This window comes from Skermanella stibiiresistens SB22, assembly GCF_000576635.1.
In the GTDB taxonomy this organism is placed as follows: Bacteria; Pseudomonadota; Alphaproteobacteria; order Azospirillales; family Azospirillaceae; genus Skermanella; species Skermanella stibiiresistens.
The window spans coordinates 129,574-148,746 of the sequence record NZ_AVFL01000001.1 but is presented as its reverse complement, the minus strand read 5'-3'; the positions used below and the strand labels follow the sequence as shown (position 1 = coordinate 148,746).

The following is a 19,173-nucleotide window of genomic DNA, read 5'->3' as shown; positions in this document are numbered from 1 at the left end:
CTCAGCGATACGCCAAGGATGATATACCGCTCGCAAAGGTATCACTAGGCCAGTTGCAAGCAGCCCAGGTGATCATGATCTGCGAAGATTTAGGCCGGGCGGGTCAAAGTCACCGTTTCTCTCTCATCCGGACGATCCACCTTATAGGTTCGAGGCAAACCCCTGTTCCATGACGACCGATCGAAGGGATGGAGTCAATTTACCTCCGAGTGCACGGCACTGGAGCGTCAGGCTTCCGCTTAATTCTCGGCTCGTATGGGGCGTCAGAGTGCGGTGAAGGCCAAATGGTTGATGGTCGTCATTTCTTTTGGCGGAAGGTGTCGTGACAGCCTGAACACTCCTGCCCGACAGCCTTGAATTCCGTTCCCAGCTGGGCCTTATCGCCCGAGGCGGCCGCGGCCATGAGCTCCTCTACAGCGGCATCGAAGCGACGCATGCGTGCGTCGAATTCCTCCCGGTTGGTCCAGACGGCGGGAGTGGCCTCGGAATGATGGCCATCGCTGCCTGGCGGGAACATGTGCATCACATGCTCGCAGTGCTGGTGCATGGTCTCGGCAAGGTGCTGTGCAGTCTCCTGATCGAAGACCGTTTTGCCCGTCACCATGGCGCCAAGGGCCTTCATGTGCTGGCCCATCTGCTTCATGACGTCCATCCGCTGGGCCACCACTCCGGTCGCGCCCTCGTGGGCAGTCGCCGCACCGACCAAGGGGAAGAGGAAGGCTAGGGACACCGCGGCGATACGCCGGCGGGAGGCGATTAACGGCAGCAGCATGGCGAATTGCTCACTGGAAACTGAAGGGCACTGCAGTAAAGACGTATAACCCGCGGTTTTATTCAATGTGTGGGATAAGCTGTTCGCCAAGTCAGCGGGCGTGGGTGCCGTGTCCCTCCTGTCCGTGCTCCCCGCCGTACCCCCGAGCCTGTGTATAACGCTGGGCTTGTTCCGGCGTCAGCACCTCCATCATTGCCAGGTGATACCGGAGGTGAGCGGCTCTCAGCGCACCCTGCGTCACTCCGATCGCGCCAGTCGCCGTCTCGAGGATCACAGGTGTGACCGCCTTTTCGGCGAACAGCCGTTCCAATTCTGTTTCCTGCTGGATCAGGCGTTCACCCAAAGGTACGACCTCTGACTTCATGGCCTCGAACAAGGCTTTTGTACTCTCGCGCTGAACAGGGCTGAGCATGAGGGCGTCGGCATTCTCCAAGGTATGCGCAGGACCGGGATAGCCGTTCAATTCGGCTGGGAGCGCGTAACCCATGCCGCGGCCGGCCCGCAGATCGGCGATCTGCTGGTCGGAAAGCGCCTTAACGGGACGGGATTGGAGATGGGCATAGGGCTGCTGCGGTGTGTGGGTCACCTGCGCGGATGCGGCACCCGAAAGGCCAAGCGTAGTGATTGCGAGGCAGGCACTGAGGGCAAGGGCTTGAAACATGCGCGATCTCCTGCAGACACCAGCAAATCCTTTCTCGACCAAGGCGGATAGGCAAGCGTCAACAGACCTTGCTCGACAACAATGCCAGCCTAGTGACGACCAAGCTTCAGCTCTCCCAGGACCATTTTACGTGGTACCGGCCCGGATTTGCTCCACTGGCAACGCAGACCGTCGGCAAGTCAGCGCCGGTTCTGCTCACGAAGGATTCGGGCCATGCGCCAGCAGCCGATGCTGTAGTACACGCAGCCAGCCCCACCCAAGACAACCATGGGAATGCTGAGGGCTAGCGCGACCAAAGATGGAAAATCCAAATCCATAATCCCGACGCTCCTCTGTGGTGCGTAATTTCCATGTTGTCGTCAGATCGTGAGCGCGGTCAACAGCCAAGTGACTTTCCATATACTTGTGGATCTACCCCTATCAATAGACAAGTCTTGGAGAACTGATGGCTTGCCTGCAATGCATCGAAACTAGACCATATGATAGGCTTCTTTTCCCTTGATGTTCTTGATTTGTTTTGGCAAAAGAGTCAAAGTTATTGACTCTCAGGAGGATCGAATGTCCGGGGACAACGCTCTATCGCCGGAAGATGTGCGCGCATTTCTGTCCATTTGGCGGCTTCCCCCGGCAGAGATGACGCCTGAGCACATGGCCGGGGCGCGTGCTGCGGTTAGAATAACGATCGAAGATGTGCCAGACTTCTCAACCGTCCTGGGTCTCGGACGGGGCGGGCTCAAGGATGAAAAAGGTGATCTGCCGCTTCTGCCGATTGCTGGTAAGGTCGGCGACCTGTTTGGCCAATCCGCAGGTGATCTCCTGCGCGATCTCCGGGGGACATGCCTTTTTCTCTATTTCCTGGAAAACAAGGACGACCACATCGCCGAAGCTCGTCTGGCATGCGCTCATCTCGATTGGTGGCTGGCCCATCCCTGTGTTCTCAATGAGTATGATCTTCGCATTCGAATCGGAAGGTTCCGCCCGTTGTTTGCTTCAATCCTCAGGGCGGACACGCCGGCAAGCGTCGCCATTCAACTGGATCTCATACCGGGTATCGCAGATCCGGAAAACCCCGAGAACGGGGCAGTGATCGCGATGCTGGAAGATGCCGGTTGGTTGTCGCCCAACCCGGTCGGCGTGATAGGTTCGCTGCTGTACGAACTGCCGAAGCCACCGCCTTCGATGGTCGTGCTGCGCTCGGCGTTGCGGGTAAGCGAGGTGGGAGCAAAGAAGGTATGGAAGGAGTTCGAAGGTTATGAGGCGCTGTCCGGTTTGACCCATCTTGCCGCCATGCCGGACCCGGACGAGTACCGCACCGACCTAAGATCCGCGTTTCCGTGGTGCTCTGAGATCATTGATGACATCGCGGGCGAGCTGTCGCTGGCCGCGCGTCTCGGCCGTCCGCATTTCGCCCTGCCGCCGCTTCTTCTTGTCGGACGCTCCGGCGTCGGCAAGTCAAGGCTTGCGCGCTGCATGGCCGGATATGCCAGAGTGCCGTTCACTCAGCTCAGCGCTGGAGGTGCGTCTGACAGTCGAGCTCTTGCGGGAACTGCTCGGGGGTGGGCCTCGGCTTATCCTTGCCTCCCCCTGACGATCATGAGGACCTACAACATCGCAAACCCTCTGCTCTGCGTCGAGGAGATCGACAAGGCGGCGGACAGTCGGCACAACGGCCGGATTTCCGACGTACTCCTGACGATGATCGATCCGGCGACGGCGCGGCAGTACTACGACGAGTGCCTTCAGATGCCGGCCGACCTGTCCGCGGTGTCCTGGGTCCTGACAGCCAACAACGCCGAACGAGTCGATCCGCTGCTTCGAGCCCGCTGCCGGGTGCTAGAAGTGCCGCGCCCGCGACCAGAGCATTTCGGCGTGATCATGACCGGAGTGACCGAGGATGTCGCCCTGGAGTTCGGCGTTGCGGTTTCGGATCTGCCGGAGCTGCCGGGAGAGATTGTCGAGTCGATGCGTTCGGGTTTTGCCGCCGGCGATCTCAATGCCCGGCAATTCGCAGTGCTGCACCGGCGTGCCCTGATCGCTGCGGCACGGGCGGAGAAGCTTGCCCGCAACTGATCGAGAGGAAGGAATGGGCATGCTGGTGATCGAGCAGTATAGCATCATCCACATACCGCTAACAGGTTGCGTCGCGATCGGCCTCTAAGATGGCGTTGGCGGGGGGAGGTGCGGATGACCTGAACTTAGTTCCTTACTGATGCCAACCGCGCATCTGCTACCCTGAGATGCAGTAAACGTTATTAGGGATTGTCGCGATTATGAAACTATGTTTTACAGTTTATGCCTGATTGAAACGACTTCCTGTCTCTCCGTATAGCTCTCCCTTTGACATTGTTAAAATGTGAGAGAAAATATAAAGCATGGCTTTAGAGCCAGGGTGACGCCAGCACTCTGGATCGCGACCGCAGTGCTGGTGCCCATCGCGACGCCGATGTCCGCTTCAGTCGGCGTTGGGGTGTCGTTGACGCCATCGCAGGTCAGTGTGACGAGCCATGGGCGGTATGGTTTCCGTGATCCGCCACCTGGGCCCTGAACCAGGCGTGGAGCGCTCGGACGACGGCTGTATTGCCGGAGGTGAAATGGATCCGTGCTCCGCGATCAACCTCTTCGTATTCAGCGTGCAGCTGATCTCCGGCACGGCTCAGCTCTTGGAGGCCCGGCATGTCAGTCCCGTGGATTGCGGCCGGGCTGCGGAAGTCTCCCTTTGCGAACGCTGCAGCTTCTTCCTTCAGGTGCTGCCGGATCAACGCAATCTGATCAGGTGCGCCATCCTTGGAGATTACGGTCTGCGTGCCCCCATCCGCCGAACCAGCGAAGACATGGGTGCTACGGTCGAGGTCGAAGGGCATCACCCTTACACCCCGCGCGGCGACATCGGCTTGCCGTAACGGATCGACCGCCGCTGCCTGGTTCTCCGGATAGTGTCCGTACTGGTCGGATTGAGCGCATCCAGCGCTCCCGCAACAAGCTAGTATCAGTGCGAGTACAGTTGAACTTTGCATGTCAGCACCTCCTGCTTCCCTCCATAGCCTGATGCGCCTTAAATGCGTATGATCTCGATCATATGTCGAGCGTCGAAGACGGAAGTGCGATGGACTGGATTGAAGAGATCGAACGAGGACGAACCGTTCATCTCGAAGCTGGCGAAACAGCCTTTCGACAAGGCAACCCGGTATACGCGGTGTTTCGAGTGAAGAGCGGTCGAGTACGTCTGACCCGCACTTTGGAGAACGGCGCGACTCTGGCTCTCCACACCGCCCGAGCCGGGGATACCTTCGCGGAAGCTGCGGTGTCTGCCGACGCTTATCATTGTGACGCCGTTGCGGACGTGAGATCCGAGCTAGTGGCTTTTCCCATTCAACACCTCCGTGAACGGCTCTCCAGCGACCCTCAAACCGCCCTTTCATTTGCGATGTTCATGGCGAGCCAAGTCCGCACCCTTCGAGCTCGTCTGGAGCTTCGCAACATCCGTTCGGCGAAAGAACGTCTGCTGGCCTGGCTCGAGTTGAACGGGGCGGGAGTGCCGCTGAGCGTACCGACGGATCAGCCTTGGACGGAAGTCGCGGCGGACATCGGCCTGACGCGAGAAGCGTTGTATCGGGCGTTGGCCGATCTCAGCCGTGCGGGTGCCATCCGAAGAGAGAACGGTCGAACGATCCTGCTGCGCGAGCAGTAGAACATGAGCTGGAGAGGATGGTGCGGGCGGTCGGATTCGCACCGACATTTATTGCTGCGGCGGATTTTGGGTCATCAGTGCCTAAGACAGGATAGCCGCGAACGTGTGGTTAGCCGATCCCTCGGACAGTCGCCAGAGGCTGGCACCGCATGATCGGCGCCCTCCTAGCCAGCCCAGATGTGCCGTGGACGCGCAGCATGCCGCTCCCATTCAATTCTTCCTGGATCGATTAGAACGACTGCACCTTCGGCTAGTGGGAGATCCTGCTGGCCTGCTGCAAGCGGCCGACTCTGCGTCAGACATGGCAGTACGGCGTCATCATGGCAAAGGTTCAGGGCTGGAAGGTGGGTTTCGATATCATTCACTTCCAAAGCAAACCGGTCGGTCTGGTTCTGGTTCAGACCAGGAAATGGCTGCCTTTCCTCACGGCATGCCGCATCTACCGCAACCCATTGTGGATCTATGACGAGATCCCCGGCGAGATGCTGAAGCTCGTGCTGGGAATATTCCGGCAGCGTTATCAGTTGCGCCGTGGCTGGCTCCTGATGTTCCACCCCGACCTTCGCGATGTCCTGCAGCTCAGCCTCAGCACGCGAAATCGATTCGCCGGCGGCGACTCAGGGCTTCGGAAGCAGGGGTTCGATGGCCTTACTGAACGTATCAAACGATAGCACCCCCTTGTAGGTCTTGCCGTCGATCACGAAGGAGGGCGTCGATTCTACCCCGTGCTTCTGCTCGCCCTCGAAGCGGGACTGGACAATGGAGTCCTGAAGCGCCCTGTCGGCGCGGCAGGCGTCGTAAGACTGGCGGGATAACCCGGCGAGGGCACCGATACGAGCCAACGGCTCGATCGGGTCCTTGGCGTGCGACCAGTCGTCCTGTTTGGCAAAAAGCAGCGAGAGCACCGGAAAGTACCGTTCCGGCGGCAGGCACCGCGCCATGGTCGCGGCCTCGAGCCCGACCCGGTCGAGCGGGAAGTCGCGGTAAACGATACGAACCTTGCCGGTATCGATGAGCTCCTTCTTCACCTGCGGCAGGACTTCCGTGTGAAAGGCTGCGCAGTGGTGACAGGTAAGCGAGGCGTACTCGATCACTTCGACCGGCGCATCCGGGCTCCCCAGCACGCGGGGTGCTGTGGCGGTTTGCGGAACGGCTGGCGTTTGGGCAAGGGCGGCGCTGGAGAGCAGGCACGAGGCCGCCAGGAAGATGGCACGGATGGTTCGGCTCAGAGGCATCGATTAACTCTCCATGGGGCTGATTGATTTACCAGGTTCTGGCGACAGATTTTGGCCCGTTTCCTGGTTCATGACTTTTCCAGCAGGAGGCGGATTTTGCCGGCGGCGACCTCCGGCTTCTCGTGGATGTCGAGGGTTGAGCGCGGACGGCCTTGGTCGTCCAGCAGCAGCATTGTCGCCGTGTGGTCCATGGTGTAGCCCCCGTCATCCTGGGGAACCTTGCGGGAGTAGGCTCCCAGGCTCTTGAGGGCGGCCGAAATCTGATCCGGGGCGCCGGTCACGCCAATGATCCGCGGATCGAAAAGGTCGGTGTATTCGGCCATGACGTCGGTGGTGTCCCGCTCCGGATCAACCGTCACGAACAAGGGGCGGACCGCCTCCGCCTGTGGGCCGAGTGCCTGGAGTGTGCCGGCCACATAGGACAGCGAGGTCGGACAAACGTCGGGGCAGTGCGTGAAACCGAACACCACCAGGGTTGGCTTGGTCCGCAGGTGATCGGGCGTGAAGGCGCTGCCTGTCTCGTCCAGGAGACGCCAGTCAGCTCCCTCGGCCATTGGACGACGGGTTCGACCAAGCTCTCGCGCCATGGCTCGCCGCGCGGCACGACCAGAATCAGGAGGGTAGCCGAAACGGCAACCGCGCCGACGAGTGCCCACAGGAAAAAGCGGAGGTTTCTCGGGTTGACCACGGCATCCTCACTCCGGTCCCATGGCACCAGGTTTGCCAACCTTGACCGGGATCTCGACCTTTCCGGCCTTCTCGAAGGTGATGGTCAGCGGGAACTGCTGACCGAGTCTCAGGCCGCCCCCAAGGTCCATCAGCATGATGTGCGTCCCACCGGGCTTCATCTCCAGCGCGCCACCAGGCGGGACGCTGAGCGGGCCGGCTTCGCTCATGCGAGAGACGTCGTTTTCCTGTCTTGTCTGGTGAGCCATGGCATGGCTCGCCACCGGCGTTTCCATGGACAGGATACTATCGGACTCAGGGCCAGTGTTTCTGACCGACAGGTAGGTTGCGCCGGTTTTGGCTGACGGTGTGGTTGCCCGCGCCCAAGCCTGCTCGATAACAAGGTCACCGACCTTTGCCATTTCGGCATGTGCTGATGCGACGAAGGCAAGAACCAGCGCGGCGGCGCCAGCGATGACGGAGTGCTTTGACATCACAGATCCTGGGAGGAGAGGTGGTTGGCATGCACCGGTTCGGGCTGGGCATTTGACCAGCGGAGTAGCCGCAGAGCGTTGAGGGTAACGAGCACGGTGGCCCCGGTGTCAGAGAGAATGGCGAGCCATAGATCCGTCACGCCAAGCAGCGTGGTGACAAGGAACACCGCCTTGAGGCCGAGGGCGACCACCACGTTCTGGTGGATGTTCGTCATCGTCGCGCGGGACAGAGCTATGAGGTCGGCAACACCCTCCACCCGGTTGCCCAACAAGGCTGCATCGGCTGTTTCCAATGCTACGTCGGTGCCGCCGCCCATGGCGATGCCGACATCGGCTGCCGCCAGAGCGGGGCCGTCGTTGATGCCGTCACCGACCATCGCGACCGGCGCCTCCGCCTTCAGGACCGCGATCTCGTTCAGCTTGTTCTCGGGCAGAAGGCCCGCTTTGACCTCGATGCCGAGCTTCCGTCCAATGGCCTGTCCGGTCCGGATATTGTCGCCGGTCAGCATGATGCTGCGGACACCGAGGTCCCGAAGTGCCGCGATGCCCCGCAAGGCGTCGGGCCGCGGCTCGTCGCGCAGTGCGATCAGGCCCACCGGCTGGGCGTCGGCCAGGACCACGACTACGGTCTTGCCCTCGTCCTCCAGCGCGGCGATGCGGTCGGCGGAGATGCCTTCCAGGCCGCACCGTTCCGCCGCGTGGCGCGGCGAGCCGACCTCAACAAGTTTCCCGCCGACGATGGCCTGCGCCGCGCGTCCTGGAAGGGCCTTCTGCTCGCGTGCTGGGCGCAGCGGTACGCCGCCGCCCGCCGCGCAGTCCAGGATGGCCCGCGCGATTGGATGACTGGAGCCGTTCTCCACGGCGGCCACCATCCCGAGCAGGGAGCGGTCGGTTCCCGTCAGCGGCACCAGGTCGGTCACCTGCGGTCGTCCCTGTGTCAAAGTCCCGGTCTTGTCGAAAGCGATGGCGCGGACCCGGCCGATCGTCTCCAGGGCGGCACCGCCCTTGATCAGCAGGCCGCGCCGCGCGCCGGCGGCAATACCGGAGGTGATCGCCGCCGGTGTGGAGAGAATCAGGGCGCACGGGCAGCCGATCAGCAGCAGCGCCAGGCCGCGATAGATCCAGGTATGCCAGTCGGCTCCGAAGGCGAGCGGCGGGACCAGGACCGTCAGCACCGCGACCAGGATGACAAAGGGCGTGTATCGCCCGCTGAACCGCTCGATGAAGCGCGCTGTCGGCGCCTTGGCCGCCTGGGCTTCCTCGACGAGGTGGATGATGCGGGCAATGGTGTTGTCGGAGGCTTCCCGTGTCACCCGGACCCGCAGGGCGCCGGTCGCGTTGATGCCGCCCGCGATGACCGGTGAGCCGACCTGCTTGGGTACGGGAACCGACTCTCCGGTGACCGGAGACTCATCGACATCGGACTCGCCATCGATCACCTCGCCGTCAGCCGGGACACGGTCGCCGGGCCGAACGAGCACCACTTGGCCGATCTCCAGGCGTGACGCTGAAACCTCACGGGCGACATCATCCTCGATCACGAGGGCGGTGCGCGGTACGAGTGCCGCCAGCGCCTTGATGCCGGACCGGGCCGCGCCCGCCGCGAGACCCTCCAGGAGTTCGCCGACGGCGAACAGCAGAACGACGATCGACGCCTCGGCCGTCTCACCGATGATGAGTGCTCCCGCGGTGGCGATCGACATCAGCATCTCGATGCTGAACGGGGAGCCGGCGCGGGCCAGCGCCAATGCTCGGCGGCCGAACACGGCCAAGCCTACGAGGGCAGCTGGGACAAGGGCATAATCTTCCAGGTCCGGAATGAGCCACGAGACCAGGAAGCCCGCGGCGACGAGCATCCCGATCAGGCCGGTCAGCCGGGCCTTGGGTGTCGTCCACCACGCCTGTCCCGCAGGATCTCCGACGCCGGTGTCAGTGTCACCTTCGGTCATCACCTGGATGCGGTCCATGTCCTCGACGCCAAAGCCGAGACTGCGGATCGTGCTCTCCAGCCGCTCACGGGGCGTCGCGGCCTCGTCGAGCCGAAGCTTCAGGACCTGGGAGTGATAGCTCAGGCTGACGTCCTCGATGCCTGAGAGGCGCCCGACGGCCGTTTCGATCTTGGTCGCGCAGCTTGGGCAGTCCATGCCCGTCACTTTATAGCGGAGAGCGCTTTTGCCCTCGGCCACTGCCTGCCCGATGCGGGCCTCGTCCAGCATGATAACCCCCCATGAACATCAGAAGGCGGATGCCGCCGCCGTCTGAGTGTGATAAACATGGACCCTGTAGCAACTACAGGGTCAAGGGGTCATGTCGGAAAAAATGACGTCCGTCGATCATACGATCGGTGCACTGGGCAAGCTGACCGGCGTGAACATCGAGACCATCCGCTACTATGAGCGGATCGGCCTGCTGCCCGGTGCGGCGCGTAACTCGGGGAACTACCGGATTTATGACGACCGGCACGTCCGGCGGCTGACGTTTATCCGCAAGGCGCGCGACCTTGGATTTCCGATCGAGACGGTGCGCCGGATGCTGGCCCTGTCGGACCAGCCGGACCGGCCCTGCGGCGAGGTGGATGCTCTAGTCGTCGAGCAGATGCACGAGGTCGAGCGCAAGATCGCGGATCTGGAGCGGCTCCGGGCGGAACTCGACAGGCTGGCCCATCAGTGCCGTGGGGGGTTGGTATCGGACTGCCGGATCATCGAAGCGCTGTCACCATAAAGGGATGTCACCTAAAGCGGTTGGGGTGTTCACTTAATTTTTCAGCTTAAAGTAAAAATATGACGCACCCTTCAAGGCAGTCAGGCCTTCCTGACGGCCACTACCCACTCAGAGGCTTGGACCGTCAGGTGCCTATTGCCCGCTCAGCTATCTGCGAACTCCAAGAGTGACCCAGTATTCACGTGGCACGCAGATGCCGAGATCGGTGCGGAAGCCCTCGTGGAAGGCAATGAAGTCACGCTTCAGTTCCGCCTGGCGCGCGTCATCAAGCGAGGCGACCAGCGATTTCGTCGGCCCGTAGCCGGTCGAGAACGTCTCCCACGCAGCTTCGCCGCTCAGCTCGCGGTAGTAGGAGGTGCCCTTCTCAAACTTCAGGTCAAACGCCTGCCCCAGCAGCTCCTGGATGCGCTCGGTGCGGCCCCACTCGAAAGGCGAGGACGGTGCCGGCGTGGGCGGTGGCGGCATGTACGGCTTCATTACCAGGAACATCTTGAACAGGTTGCTGTCGGACAGCCAGGTAGTGAGTGCAATCCGCCCGCCCTGGCGGCAGACGCGCGCCAGCTCGGCCGCTGCCGCCTCCGGGCGCCTGGCGAACATGATGCCGCAGGTCGAAATCACCGCATCGAACTCGCCATCCGCGAAGGGTAGGCGCTCAGCATTGTAAGTGCCGGGTGAATACTCCTCAGATCGGGCGGATGAACATTCCCCAGGCTGATGCAACGGCACGGTTCCGGAGCAGACGCTCTGGAGCCGTGTAGCCGCCCCTGGCTCATAATCCCCTCAGTCGATTGAGGGAGAGCATGGGTGGTCACACTTGGGGAACTCGTCATGATTCTTGATCTCGCCCGCCAGGGATTGAGCGTGTCGGCAATCGCGCGCCGGACCGGCCTGGATCGCAAGACCATCCGCAAGTACATCGCCAAGGGGCTGGAACCGCCCGCCTACACGCCACGCCCGCTCCGGCAGACCCTTGTCGGTCCCTTTGAACCTTATCTGCGAGAGCGTCTCCAGACCTTCCCGGAACTCAGCGCCCGACGCCTGCTCCGGGATATCCGCGCCCTCGGCTATCAAGGCGGCTATACGGTGCTGAAGGATTTTCTGCGTACCGTCCGACCCAAGCCCGAGGTTCAGTTCGAGCGCCGGTTCGAGACGCCGGCCGGCAAGCAGGCGCAGGTGGATTTCGCCTTCTTCAAAACCGTATTCACCGACCAGCCCGATGTCGAACCGATCGTGTGGCTGTTCTCGATCGTGCTCGGCCACAGCCGCATGATGTGGGCCCGGTTCGTCGCCCGCCAGGATCTGCCGACCGTGCTCCGGTGCCACATCGCCGCCTTCGAGGCATTTGGCGGCGTGCCGGAGCAGATCCTATACGACCGCATGAAGACCGCCGTGCTCGGAGAGGTCGAGGACCCCGACCAGCCAGCCAGAGGGATCGCCTACAATGCCAAGCTCCTGGATCTGGCTGCCCATTATGGTTTCCTGCCAAAGGCCTGCAAGCCCTATCGGGCAAAGACCAAGGGCAAAGTGGAGCGGCCTTTTCGCTATGTCCGGGAGGACTTCTTCCTCGCCCGCACCTTCCGCAATCTCGACGATCTGAACGTCCAGTTCGTCCAGTGGCTGGATCAGGTTGCCAACGTTCGTCTGCACGCCACCACCCAGCGTGTCGTCATTGAACATTTCGCCGATGAGCGCGCTCACCTCAAGGCACTGCCGGCCGGCCCCTTCAACACCGTGCTGGCGCTCGAACGCCGCATCACCCGCGACGGCATGGTTTCCGTCGCCGGCAATCTTTACTCCGTGCCTGACAGCACCCGCCGGCGGACGGTCGAGGTGCGGATTACCGCCGGCGCGGTCAACATCCTGGAAGACGGCACGCTGATCGCCTCCCATCCGGCACAGGAAGGTCGCGGCCAGCGCCGGATCGCTCCAGGCCATCGAACTCAACCTCCGCCATCCAACAGCAGAACCACCCGCGAGGAAGCCAAGCCTGACCACGAACCCCGCGGTGCCACGGTGACACCCCGGTCGCTGGCTATCTACGACGCCATCGGCCGCCGTCTCGCCAGCCAGCAGGGCGCCCCATGACCTCCCTCGATCCGGCGGCCAGCCCCGCCACGCTCGACCGCATCCGCCGCCACCTGGTCGGTCTCAACATGCCGCGCGCTTTGGAGGTGATCGAGCACATCCTGCGCCGGATCGAACGGGGCGAGATCTCGGCCCTGGAAGCCATCGACACCCTGCTGGGCGAGGAGTTGACCCTGCGGGAGGGGCGACGCGTCCGGTCCGCCCTGAAGATGGGCCGGCTGATCAATATCAAGACCCTCAGCGGGTTTGACTTCTCCTTCCAGCCCTCGCTCGATCGCGACCGCATCATGGCGCTGGCCCAGCTCGACTTCGTCGATCGTCACGAGGCGGTTCATTTTCTCGGTCAACCCGGCTGCGGCAAAACCCATCTGGCCCTGGCCCTTGGTGTCGAGGCGGTCAAGTCCGGTCGTTCGGTCTACTTCGCCACCCTGGCCGACATCGTCAGTTCGCTCGCCAAGGCGGAGCGGGAGGGCACCCTGCGCGAACGTCTGCGCTTTCTGTGCCGGCCCCAGTTGCTGATCGTTGATGAGATCGGCTACCTGCCTGTCATCTCCGGGGGCGGTAATCTGTTCTTTCAACTGGTAAATGCCCGCTACGAGCGCGGCGCCATGATTTTGACCTCGAACCGCGGCTTCGCCGAATGGGGCGATGTTTTTGGCGGCACCGTCGTCGCCACCGCGCTGCTCGACCGCCTGCTTCACCATGCCGTTGTCGTTCAGATCGAGGGCGCCAGCTATCGCCTCCGCCGTCACGCCGATTTGATCCCGGACAACACTCGCAACCGCCCGATCAACACCTCGCAACCTCAACCACGCCGCCGGGGACGACCACCGAAAATGACCTCCACTCAGACAGACACCGATCTATAACCTGACAAACCGTCTGGGGATTTTTCGCCCGGCACATCTGAGGAAGCTTCATCCGCCCTTTACACAGCATCGCCCACGCGGTACTCGATCTCCAGCCCTTCGGCCTCAGCCCGCTGCGTCGCCGTGGCCACCAGGTCGGCTCCCAGATCGACCCCGATCACCTTGGCACCCCGGCGGGCCACCAGCCGCGACGTCCAGCCGGTGCCCGTCGCCAGATCCAGGACGCGCTCGCCGGGCTGAGGATTCAGGCGCAGCACGCAATGCTCGATGGAGTCCGCGATGCCACGGCTGATCTCCTCATAGCGCTTCCCGCCCGAGTTCCAGACGCTGGCCGGCTTCTGATTATGGGGCTGAATTTCGTCTGCCATGAACGTGTCCTTCCCTGAATGTATTAGCTTAGGCACGGGCGGTCTTCGCCCGTGTGATCCGCCGGCGCGACACGCCCAGCCAGATCAAGGCGAACGCAGCAAGAGCGAGCCAGGGCAGCAGGGCCGTATTAAGCCCCTGCCAGCCAAGCCGCTGCAATAGGGCACCGGCCCCTAATGAACAGGTCAGACCCACCGCGAAAATGGTGAGGTCATTGGCCGCCTGCGCCCGCGCCCGCTCGGCCGGCGTATAGGTTTCCGTCAGCAGCGTGGTGCCGCCGATATAAAGGAAGTTCCATCCCACCCCGAGCAGCACCAGCGCGCTGGCGAAGGAGCCAAAGCCGGTCCCGGTCAACGCCATGACGATATGGCCGGCGAGCAGCGCCACGCCAGTCAGCATGATGCGCAGCACGCCGAAACGCGCGATCAACGAACCGGTGAAGAACGAGGGCAGGAACATGCCCAACACGTGGGCCTGAATCACGCGCGAGGCGTCTGCCAGATCGTGATGGTGGTGGACCATCGCCAGCGGCGTCGCAGTCATCGCCAGGATCATCACGCCGTAGCCAGTGGCGGCCCCGAAGAGCGCCACCCGGTAAGTCGGCTGGGCCATGATGGCCTGTAGCGGCCGGGCGGCCGGTCCGGTCGTCTCGATGTGTAGCGGCGGCACCCGCAGGCCGAGCAGAACCCCGGACGCCAGCAGGCTGACTACCGAGAGAATAAGGAACGAGCCGGCATATTCCGCTGACAGCAGCGGCCCACCCCAGCGTCCGAGTTCCGGGCCGGCCAGCGCCGCCACGATGCCACCGGCCAGGACGAAGGAAATGGCACGCGGCCGGAAAACTTCGCTCGCCACCTCGGCGGCGGCGAAACGGTAGAACTGCGCGAAGGCCTGATACGCCCCGATCAGGAAGGTGCCAAGACCGAGCAGTGCCAGCGAGGAGAGCCAGATGCCGGCCGCTCCCACCACGCCGCCGAGCACGCCCAGCAGCGCCCCCAGGATGAACCCGGCTCGCCGTCCCTGACGGGCCCCATCAATGACGCGGCAGACCAGGTGACCGTCGCCGTACCCAGGAACATCGTTGCGATCGGCGCGGTTGCCGGCCAGGGCTCGGGCGAAACCTGTGCACCGGCGAGAGCACCGACTGTCATGACCAGCACCGAAGCAGTTTGAAACAGCGCCTGCGCGCACGCCAGCAACAGGACGTTACGCCGCTCATGGGTCGCAGCGCTCATAGGACCATCTCCCGCAGAGTGGTGTGTGATCGGCCATCATTTCGCAACGGCTGCGTCAGCAGGCGGTCCAGGCGCAGCTCGGCGGGATCACGAAAGGCCTCGATGCCCAGCGTCATGCCGTCATGCCCGGCCTTGGGTGCTGTGCGATAGGTGCCAAACAGCCGGTCCCACCAAGGCAGGTTGAAGCCGTAGTTGCTATCCGTTTCGTGCCGCAGGATGGAGTGGTGCACCCGGTGCATGTCGGGAGTCACCATGAACCAGCGCAGCACTGGCTCCAGCTTTGCAGGCAAGCGGACATTGCTGTGGTTGAACATCGAGGTGGCGTTCAGCAGCACCTCGAAGATCAACACAGCCAACGCCGGCGCGCCGAGCGCAACCACCACGGCAATCTTGATCACCATGGACAACACCACCTCAATGGGGTGGAAGCGCAGGCCGGTCGTCACGTCGAATTCCAGATCGGCATGGTGCATGCGGTGCAGCCGCCAGAGTAACGGCACCGCATGGAAGGCGATATGCTGGCCGTAGATGGCTAGATCAAGCACCACCACCGCCGTCACGACTTCCAACCATACCGGCAGGCTGACTTGGTGAAACAGGCCCCAGCCACGTTCCTCGGCCAGCAGCGCGACACCTACCGCCGCCATCGGAACCATCAGGCGCACGGCCAGCGTGTCCACCACGACCAGGCCGAGATTGCTCGGCCATCGGCGGAAACGGCCAATCGCCTGGGGTCGGCGCGGTGCCCAAAGCTCCCAGGCGGCCATGAGCGCGAACACGCCAGCGAAGGCACTGAGGCGAATTAATGGTTCATAGGAAAGGACGCTGTTTGGCATAGCCACTTCCTTGTCCTACGCAAGATCGGTACACTGCGTTGGACAGTCATTGTTCAATCAGAGAATTGAACGTTCTCGTATGGTCCCATACCCATGTCAAGCCAAGACAGCCCGAAGCGCGCAGCCCTCACCAATTTGGCCGAAATCGCCAAGGCGCTCGGTCATGCTCACCGTCTCGACCTCCTGGAACATCTGGCGCAGGGCGAACGCAGCGTGGACGCGCTTGCAGTGCGTACCGGGCTGTCCTTTGCCAACGCCTCCCAGCACCTCCGGCACCTGCGGCAGGCGGGCCTGACAGCGTCACGGCAGGAGGGCAAGCACGTGATCTACCGTCTCACCGATGAGCGCCGGGTAATTGCGCTGCTCTCCGCACTACGGCACATGGGGGAACAGAACATGCCTGGGCTACGAACCGTACTGGCCGAGCGCTTCTATGTGCTGGATGACGTGGAGCCGGTCACGCGCGCCGAACTACTACGCCGCGCCAGTGGAGGCGAAGTAACGGTGCTGGATGTGCGGCCAGGCGACGAGTTCGCCGTCGGTCACTTGCCGGGCGCGATGAATATTCCCCTTGCCGAGTTGGAGCGCCGGTTGGCGGAGCTGCCGTCCGACCGTGAAGTGGTCGCCTACTGCCGGGGACCGTATTGCGTCCTCTCCTTCGAAGCCGTGGCCGCGCTACGGGCACGTGGATACCAGGCCCGCCGCCTGGAAGACGGTTATCCCGAGTGGCACACCGCCGGCCTGCCTGTCGAGCATTCAACCCACTAAAGAGGTTGAAGAGGGCGAGGCGCAGTGACGCTGCAGAATACCACCTGCCTGATTGCGGGAGCACACGCTGGCATATCCAACTTATAAGTGCGCACTCACAGACACTCCTTCGGTACTGAATCCGACGCAGGATCGAGAGTCTACGCAGTGATTTTAGTTCAAATGTCGTGGATCACCTGCGATGTCGTTCTGTCTGGCCCCGTTGGTCCTGCTACCGCAGCAGGCGCCACATCCGCCAGCAGCCAAGCCCGTAGTAGAACCATCCGGTACCGCCGGCGATAAGCATCGCCGAGCCGAACTGAAACGCCAGGAGTGCGACCGCGAGAAGATTTTTGTGGACGCTCGAGGCATTTCGATTCCCGGCAAGCCAGTTTAGCGGGCCAGCCTCGTTGGTGGCTTGAGGTTTCCCTCCGCCCGAACGCCATATCGGCATGATCGAGGTGCACTTGTCATCCCTGTCGCGGGTCAACGAAATCGGCTTCGCCAGAAGCACTACCATCATTACGCAGCTGTCGAGGTGGCGTTGGCTGCTCAATGCGCCAGATGATGTTGTCAACATCGCCGGCACCCGCGCTGCAGCAGACCAGGTTGAGTCTGGATCTCTTTGGAGCTTGATGTCGCCCGCCATATGAGTGGGCCGGAATGGACGCTTCAGATTTAACGCAGGGCATTGTAGCGCACGACGCTGCAGGCCGCGTACGATTACCGGAGTCAACTGTCCAAACATCGACGGCAGGGCGTCGCATGTTCTCGAATCTCTTACTGGCCGGCAGAGGCAACTCTGCCGGTCAGACCTATGTGCTACTTCCCCTTGGCCGGCCGCTGGGTCAGCGCCGATGCTGCGGCGGATTTTGCCGCCTTGGAGGATTTTGGATCACGGAGAACTTTGGAGGCTGCGGTTGCAGCCTTCGCAGAGGTGACTTCGCCTTTGCCTTTAGCCATTTCGATATTCCCTCAAGAACGTCTACATATCGGCCCTTACCAAGATCAGCATACCAGATAATGGGAGGTAACGGTAGATGGGAAATATCGGAAAGTCTGGTCACGATGTGTGGGTTAAATCTAAAGGGACTCTCCATGCAAGCAACTTGCCGCGAGCTCATGAGCGCGCTGAATACATCAATTTGAGGAAACTCCTTATGGCTGCGTCGCGTCGTTGATGTCGGATCCCTGGAGCAAATTGTGATCCGGAGCCTGTGGATCGGGATCGTTCCGGATTTTGTGGTCCTGATGTGGCAAACCAGGCTATGTCGCATGCACATCGCGCACAGCTTCGGGAAAAACCCGATCAACGCTACTACGCGGAAGGGATGATGCTTGAGTTCGAGTTCCTGCGCTGGATGGTTCATCGGGTCGGGTGTCCCTTCTGCAGCAAAGTGTATAATCGATGACGCCGTCTCCGACCCCGAAGCGCCGACGCCCTGCAAGGCGTATGGCCAGAAGAGCGAATGTCTGCCTGTACCGCGTAGGTAGGAAAACATTACGCTGGGGCGCCGATGCGGTCCTTTGGATTTTTGCTGCCGTTGCGCTGGGAATGTGGGTCCTGTCCTTTCAGCAGGAAGACGCCCGAGCCTCTGTGACCGCGACGGCCGCCGCCGTGCCTGCGGCCCTGGCGGCCATCCTTTGGTCGATCCGTCAGCATCAGAAGACGACGCGCCAGCAGGAACGGCAGCGCGCCCTGGACTACGCCACAACGCAGTCCGGCTTCTATCTTGAGAATTGGCGGGATGGCGTGGGCAATGCCTACAGCCTGCTGGCAGACGGCAACAAAAATCGTGTGACCTGGATCTCGGCCGCACGCATCCTGGTCCGCTGCAAACAGATCGAAAGCGGCATCACCGAACCCCATCACCAGGCAATCCTTGAGCGCCTGAAAGACGAATACCGGCGCCCTTTTTCGATGGTTCTGGGCTATGAGAACCCTGGAGTGACAGCCTCCTTCTTCTACGGCGCGCCGGCCGACCTGCCGACAGATACGGCGGCAATCCTTTCGATTCCGGACAGCTTCCGACGCTTGGCACTCGCCGAAGCCTCGGTTCAAATCGTCTGGGAATTCGCCCACTACCCCGAAGACTACCAGGATCTGATCCGCGACACCGAGTTCACACCTAGGCATAAAGGCAGGATGTGGTACTCATACCCCGACCTATGCGAATGGCTCATCCATATTGACAAGTACCGCTCGGATGGAAGGATGCTGCATACCTTGCCCGAAGAGCGACGACCAATCAGTAATCTTTATCCTGAAGCGCCCGAAATGGCTGCCAAGCGCAGTAACCGGATGCGCTATCGAATTGCGCAGAAGCGATTGGAGAGCAGGCGTTTCAGGATCCAGCCTAGGCTTTTGACTGGCTGCGGAGATCTCTGAAAAGGTGTGTAAATTCTGGAAAATCGCAACAACATGTTGATATTCGTGGCCTGATATCCGGATCTGCGATATCGGCCACTCCTTAGTGCTTCAGCAGTGCCGCTCATTCGTTCTGTTTGACAAGGGGAGGATATGCTGATGCCCAACACCCCTTCTTGCCACCAACTTCGTCCCAATCACCGGCATCAAAAAACCAATGATGGACCGGTGGGCAAGTTTCTGACAATGGTCGCTTTGCCCTCGCCTTGTGGAACGCAGTTTTGAAGATCGATTGAAGACGATGGTCATGGCAGTGAACTCGGCCCGGACCAGGAAGATACCGTTGAAGTAAAGGGTGACTTCACTCTCCGTTCCCAGGTTCGTTTCGATAGCTACCAAGAGCGCTCTAAACCCTAGTAGGTTTTAGGTT

20 protein-coding genes are annotated in these 19,173 nt (G+C 61.8%); 9 read left to right on the top strand and 11 right to left on the bottom strand.

All coding sequences use genetic code 11. The features are described 5' to 3' along the window. Positions 1–298: 298 nt before the first annotated feature. Together N825_RS36025 and N825_RS00695 are read right to left on the bottom strand one after the other, a co-directional pair. Positions 299–772 carry a c-type cytochrome gene (locus N825_RS36025; protein ID WP_051511342.1) on the bottom strand — a complete coding sequence of 158 codons (474 nt, stop codon included), beginning with the start codon at positions 770–772 and terminating at the stop codon, positions 299–301. Positions 773–863: 91 nt separating this feature from the next. Next, a complete protein-coding gene (locus tag N825_RS00695) occupies positions 864–1,433 on the bottom strand; it encodes a periplasmic heavy metal sensor (RefSeq protein WP_051511341.1) in 570 nt (189 codons plus the stop codon). A 558-nt stretch (positions 1,434–1,991) separates the two neighbouring features. On the opposite strand from N825_RS00695, the gene N825_RS36020 reads away from it, so the two are divergent. The 4 genes from N825_RS36020 to N825_RS38610 all read left to right on the top strand — a co-directional run bounded on the left by N825_RS36020 (position 1,992) and on the right by N825_RS38610 (position 5,792). Next, entirely contained in the window at positions 1,992–3,503 is a 1,512-nt protein-coding gene (locus N825_RS36020; RefSeq protein ID WP_198038128.1) for an AAA family ATPase, read from the top strand. A 443-nt stretch (positions 3,504–3,946) separates the two neighbouring features. Continuing rightward, positions 3,947–4,333 carry a hypothetical protein gene (locus tag N825_RS00680; protein WP_157618913.1) on the top strand — a complete coding sequence of 129 codons (387 nt, stop codon included), beginning with the start codon at positions 3,947–3,949 and terminating at the stop codon, positions 4,331–4,333. Positions 4,334–4,536: 203 nt separating this feature from the next. Next, positions 4,537–5,121: a Crp/Fnr family transcriptional regulator gene (locus tag N825_RS00675; RefSeq protein ID WP_063833593.1), complete on the top strand. Its 585-nt coding sequence runs from the start codon at positions 4,537–4,539 to the stop codon at positions 5,119–5,121. 320 nt (positions 5,122–5,441) lie between these two features. Continuing rightward, positions 5,442–5,792, top strand: coding sequence for a hypothetical protein (locus N825_RS38610; RefSeq protein ID WP_157618912.1), 351 nt, complete (start codon positions 5,442–5,444; stop codon positions 5,790–5,792). Here the strand turns inward: N825_RS38610 and N825_RS00670 are convergent. The 4 genes from N825_RS00670 to N825_RS00655 all read right to left on the bottom strand — a co-directional run bounded on the left by N825_RS00670 (position 5,739) and on the right by N825_RS00655 (position 9,732). Continuing rightward, complete coding sequence (locus N825_RS00670; protein ID WP_037445912.1) at positions 5,739–6,356, bottom strand: DsbA family protein; 618 nt, start codon at positions 6,354–6,356, stop codon at positions 5,739–5,741. The two genes, N825_RS38610 and N825_RS00670, sit on opposite strands and share 54 nt — an antisense overlap. A 68-nt stretch (positions 6,357–6,424) precedes the next feature. Further along, positions 6,425–6,910: an SCO family protein gene (locus tag N825_RS00665; RefSeq protein ID WP_051511338.1), complete on the bottom strand. Its 486-nt coding sequence runs from the start codon at positions 6,908–6,910 to the stop codon at positions 6,425–6,427. A 141-nt stretch (positions 6,911–7,051) separates the two neighbouring features. Next, positions 7,052–7,516: a copper chaperone PCu(A)C gene (locus tag N825_RS00660; protein ID WP_037445911.1), complete on the bottom strand. Its 465-nt coding sequence runs from the start codon at positions 7,514–7,516 to the stop codon at positions 7,052–7,054. Then, positions 7,516–9,732: a heavy metal translocating P-type ATPase gene (locus N825_RS00655; protein ID WP_051511337.1), complete on the bottom strand. Its 2,217-nt coding sequence runs from the start codon at positions 9,730–9,732 to the stop codon at positions 7,516–7,518. Before N825_RS00655 ends, N825_RS00660 begins: the two co-directional genes overlap by 1 nt. A gap of 91 nt (positions 9,733–9,823) precedes the next feature. Here N825_RS00655 and N825_RS00650 point away from each other — a divergent pair, with 91 nt between their 5' ends. Further along, a complete protein-coding gene (locus tag N825_RS00650) occupies positions 9,824–10,237 on the top strand; it encodes a MerR family transcriptional regulator (RefSeq protein WP_245612960.1) in 414 nt (137 codons plus the stop codon). 147 nt (positions 10,238–10,384) lie between these two features. Here N825_RS00650 and N825_RS40720 read toward each other — a convergent pair whose 3' ends face one another. Then, a complete protein-coding gene (locus N825_RS40720) occupies positions 10,385–10,963 on the bottom strand; it encodes a class I SAM-dependent methyltransferase (RefSeq protein WP_198038127.1) in 579 nt (192 codons plus the stop codon). 78 nt (positions 10,964–11,041) lie between these two features. On the opposite strand from N825_RS40720, the gene istA reads away from it, so the two are divergent. Next, positions 11,042–12,322, top strand: a complete 1,281-nt coding sequence (gene istA, locus N825_RS00640) for an IS21 family transposase (protein ID WP_037445910.1) — start codon at positions 11,042–11,044, stop codon at positions 12,320–12,322. Further along, positions 12,319–13,191, top strand: coding sequence for an IS21-like element helper ATPase IstB (gene istB / locus N825_RS00635; RefSeq protein ID WP_037445908.1), 873 nt, complete (start codon positions 12,319–12,321; stop codon positions 13,189–13,191). The genes istA and istB overlap by 4 nt, the downstream gene beginning before the upstream one ends. A gap of 59 nt (positions 13,192–13,250) precedes the next feature. On the opposite strand, the gene N825_RS00630 is transcribed toward istB, so the two are convergent. The 3 genes from N825_RS00630 to N825_RS00620 all read right to left on the bottom strand — a co-directional run bounded on the left by N825_RS00630 (position 13,251) and on the right by N825_RS00620 (position 15,628). Next, on the bottom strand, positions 13,251–13,559 hold the full coding sequence (locus tag N825_RS00630; protein WP_084164095.1) for a class I SAM-dependent methyltransferase: 309 nt from the start codon (positions 13,557–13,559) through the stop codon (positions 13,251–13,253). Between the two features lie 28 nt (positions 13,560–13,587). Further along, complete coding sequence (locus N825_RS00625; RefSeq protein WP_198038126.1) at positions 13,588–14,538, bottom strand: MFS transporter; 951 nt, start codon at positions 14,536–14,538, stop codon at positions 13,588–13,590. A 250-nt stretch (positions 14,539–14,788) separates the two neighbouring features. Then, positions 14,789–15,628 (bottom strand): sterol desaturase family protein, encoded by an 840-nt coding sequence (locus N825_RS00620; RefSeq protein ID WP_037445906.1) that lies wholly within the window; start codon positions 15,626–15,628, stop codon positions 14,789–14,791. Positions 15,629–15,721: 93 nt separating this feature from the next. On the opposite strand from N825_RS00620, the gene N825_RS00615 reads away from it, so the two are divergent. Then, on the top strand, positions 15,722–16,396 hold the full coding sequence (locus tag N825_RS00615; RefSeq protein WP_037445904.1) for an ArsR/SmtB family transcription factor: 675 nt from the start codon (positions 15,722–15,724) through the stop codon (positions 16,394–16,396). A gap of 211 nt (positions 16,397–16,607) precedes the next feature. Here N825_RS00615 and N825_RS00610 read toward each other — a convergent pair whose 3' ends face one another. Beyond that, the gene (locus N825_RS00610) at positions 16,608–17,024 is read right to left on the bottom strand and encodes a hypothetical protein (RefSeq protein ID WP_157618911.1); all 417 of its coding nucleotides are present in this window, start codon (positions 17,022–17,024) and stop codon (positions 16,608–16,610) included. Positions 17,025–17,828: 804 nt separating this feature from the next. On the opposite strand from N825_RS00610, the gene N825_RS00605 reads away from it, so the two are divergent. Further along, positions 17,829–18,764: a hypothetical protein gene (locus N825_RS00605; RefSeq protein ID WP_157618910.1), complete on the top strand. Its 936-nt coding sequence runs from the start codon at positions 17,829–17,831 to the stop codon at positions 18,762–18,764. Positions 18,765–19,173 lie beyond the last annotated feature (409 nt).

Bases quoted from the DNA above. Each gene is read 5' to 3' on its own strand.
- istB (WP_037445908.1), top strand. From the start codon at position 12,319: ATGACCTCCCTCGATCCGGCGGCCAGCCCCGCCACGCTCGACCGCATC.
- N825_RS36020 (WP_198038128.1), top strand. From the start codon at position 1,992: ATGTCCGGGGACAACGCTCTATCGCCGGAAGATGTGCGCGCATTTCTG.
- N825_RS38610 (WP_157618912.1), top strand. From the start codon at position 5,442: ATGGCAAAGGTTCAGGGCTGGAAGGTGGGTTTCGATATCATTCACTTC.
- N825_RS00695 (WP_051511341.1), bottom strand. From the start codon at position 1,433: ATGTTTCAAGCCCTTGCCCTCAGTGCCTGCCTCGCAATCACTACGCTT.
- N825_RS00660 (WP_037445911.1), bottom strand. From the start codon at position 7,516: ATGTCAAAGCACTCCGTCATCGCTGGCGCCGCCGCGCTGGTTCTTGCC.
- N825_RS00610 (WP_157618911.1), bottom strand. From the start codon at position 17,024: ATGGCGGGCGACATCAAGCTCCAAAGAGATCCAGACTCAACCTGGTCT.
- N825_RS00670 (WP_037445912.1), bottom strand. From the start codon at position 6,356: ATGCCTCTGAGCCGAACCATCCGTGCCATCTTCCTGGCGGCCTCGTGC.
- N825_RS36025 (WP_051511342.1), bottom strand. From the start codon at position 772: ATGCTGCTGCCGTTAATCGCCTCCCGCCGGCGTATCGCCGCGGTGTCC.
- N825_RS00680 (WP_157618913.1), top strand. From the start codon at position 3,947: ATGGTTTCCGTGATCCGCCACCTGGGCCCTGAACCAGGCGTGGAGCGC.
- N825_RS00665 (WP_051511338.1), bottom strand. From the start codon at position 6,910: ATGGCCGAGGGAGCTGACTGGCGTCTCCTGGACGAGACAGGCAGCGCC.
- N825_RS00675 (WP_063833593.1), top strand. From the start codon at position 4,537: ATGGACTGGATTGAAGAGATCGAACGAGGACGAACCGTTCATCTCGAA.
- N825_RS00655 (WP_051511337.1), bottom strand. From the start codon at position 9,732: ATGCTGGACGAGGCCCGCATCGGGCAGGCAGTGGCCGAGGGCAAAAGC.
- N825_RS00620 (WP_037445906.1), bottom strand. From the start codon at position 15,628: ATGCCAAACAGCGTCCTTTCCTATGAACCATTAATTCGCCTCAGTGCC.
- N825_RS00650 (WP_245612960.1), top strand. From the start codon at position 9,824: ATGTCGGAAAAAATGACGTCCGTCGATCATACGATCGGTGCACTGGGC.
- N825_RS00630 (WP_084164095.1), bottom strand. From the start codon at position 13,559: ATGGCAGACGAAATTCAGCCCCATAATCAGAAGCCGGCCAGCGTCTGG.
- N825_RS00615 (WP_037445904.1), top strand. From the start codon at position 15,722: ATGTCAAGCCAAGACAGCCCGAAGCGCGCAGCCCTCACCAATTTGGCC.
- N825_RS00605 (WP_157618910.1), top strand. From the start codon at position 17,829: ATGGCCAGAAGAGCGAATGTCTGCCTGTACCGCGTAGGTAGGAAAACA.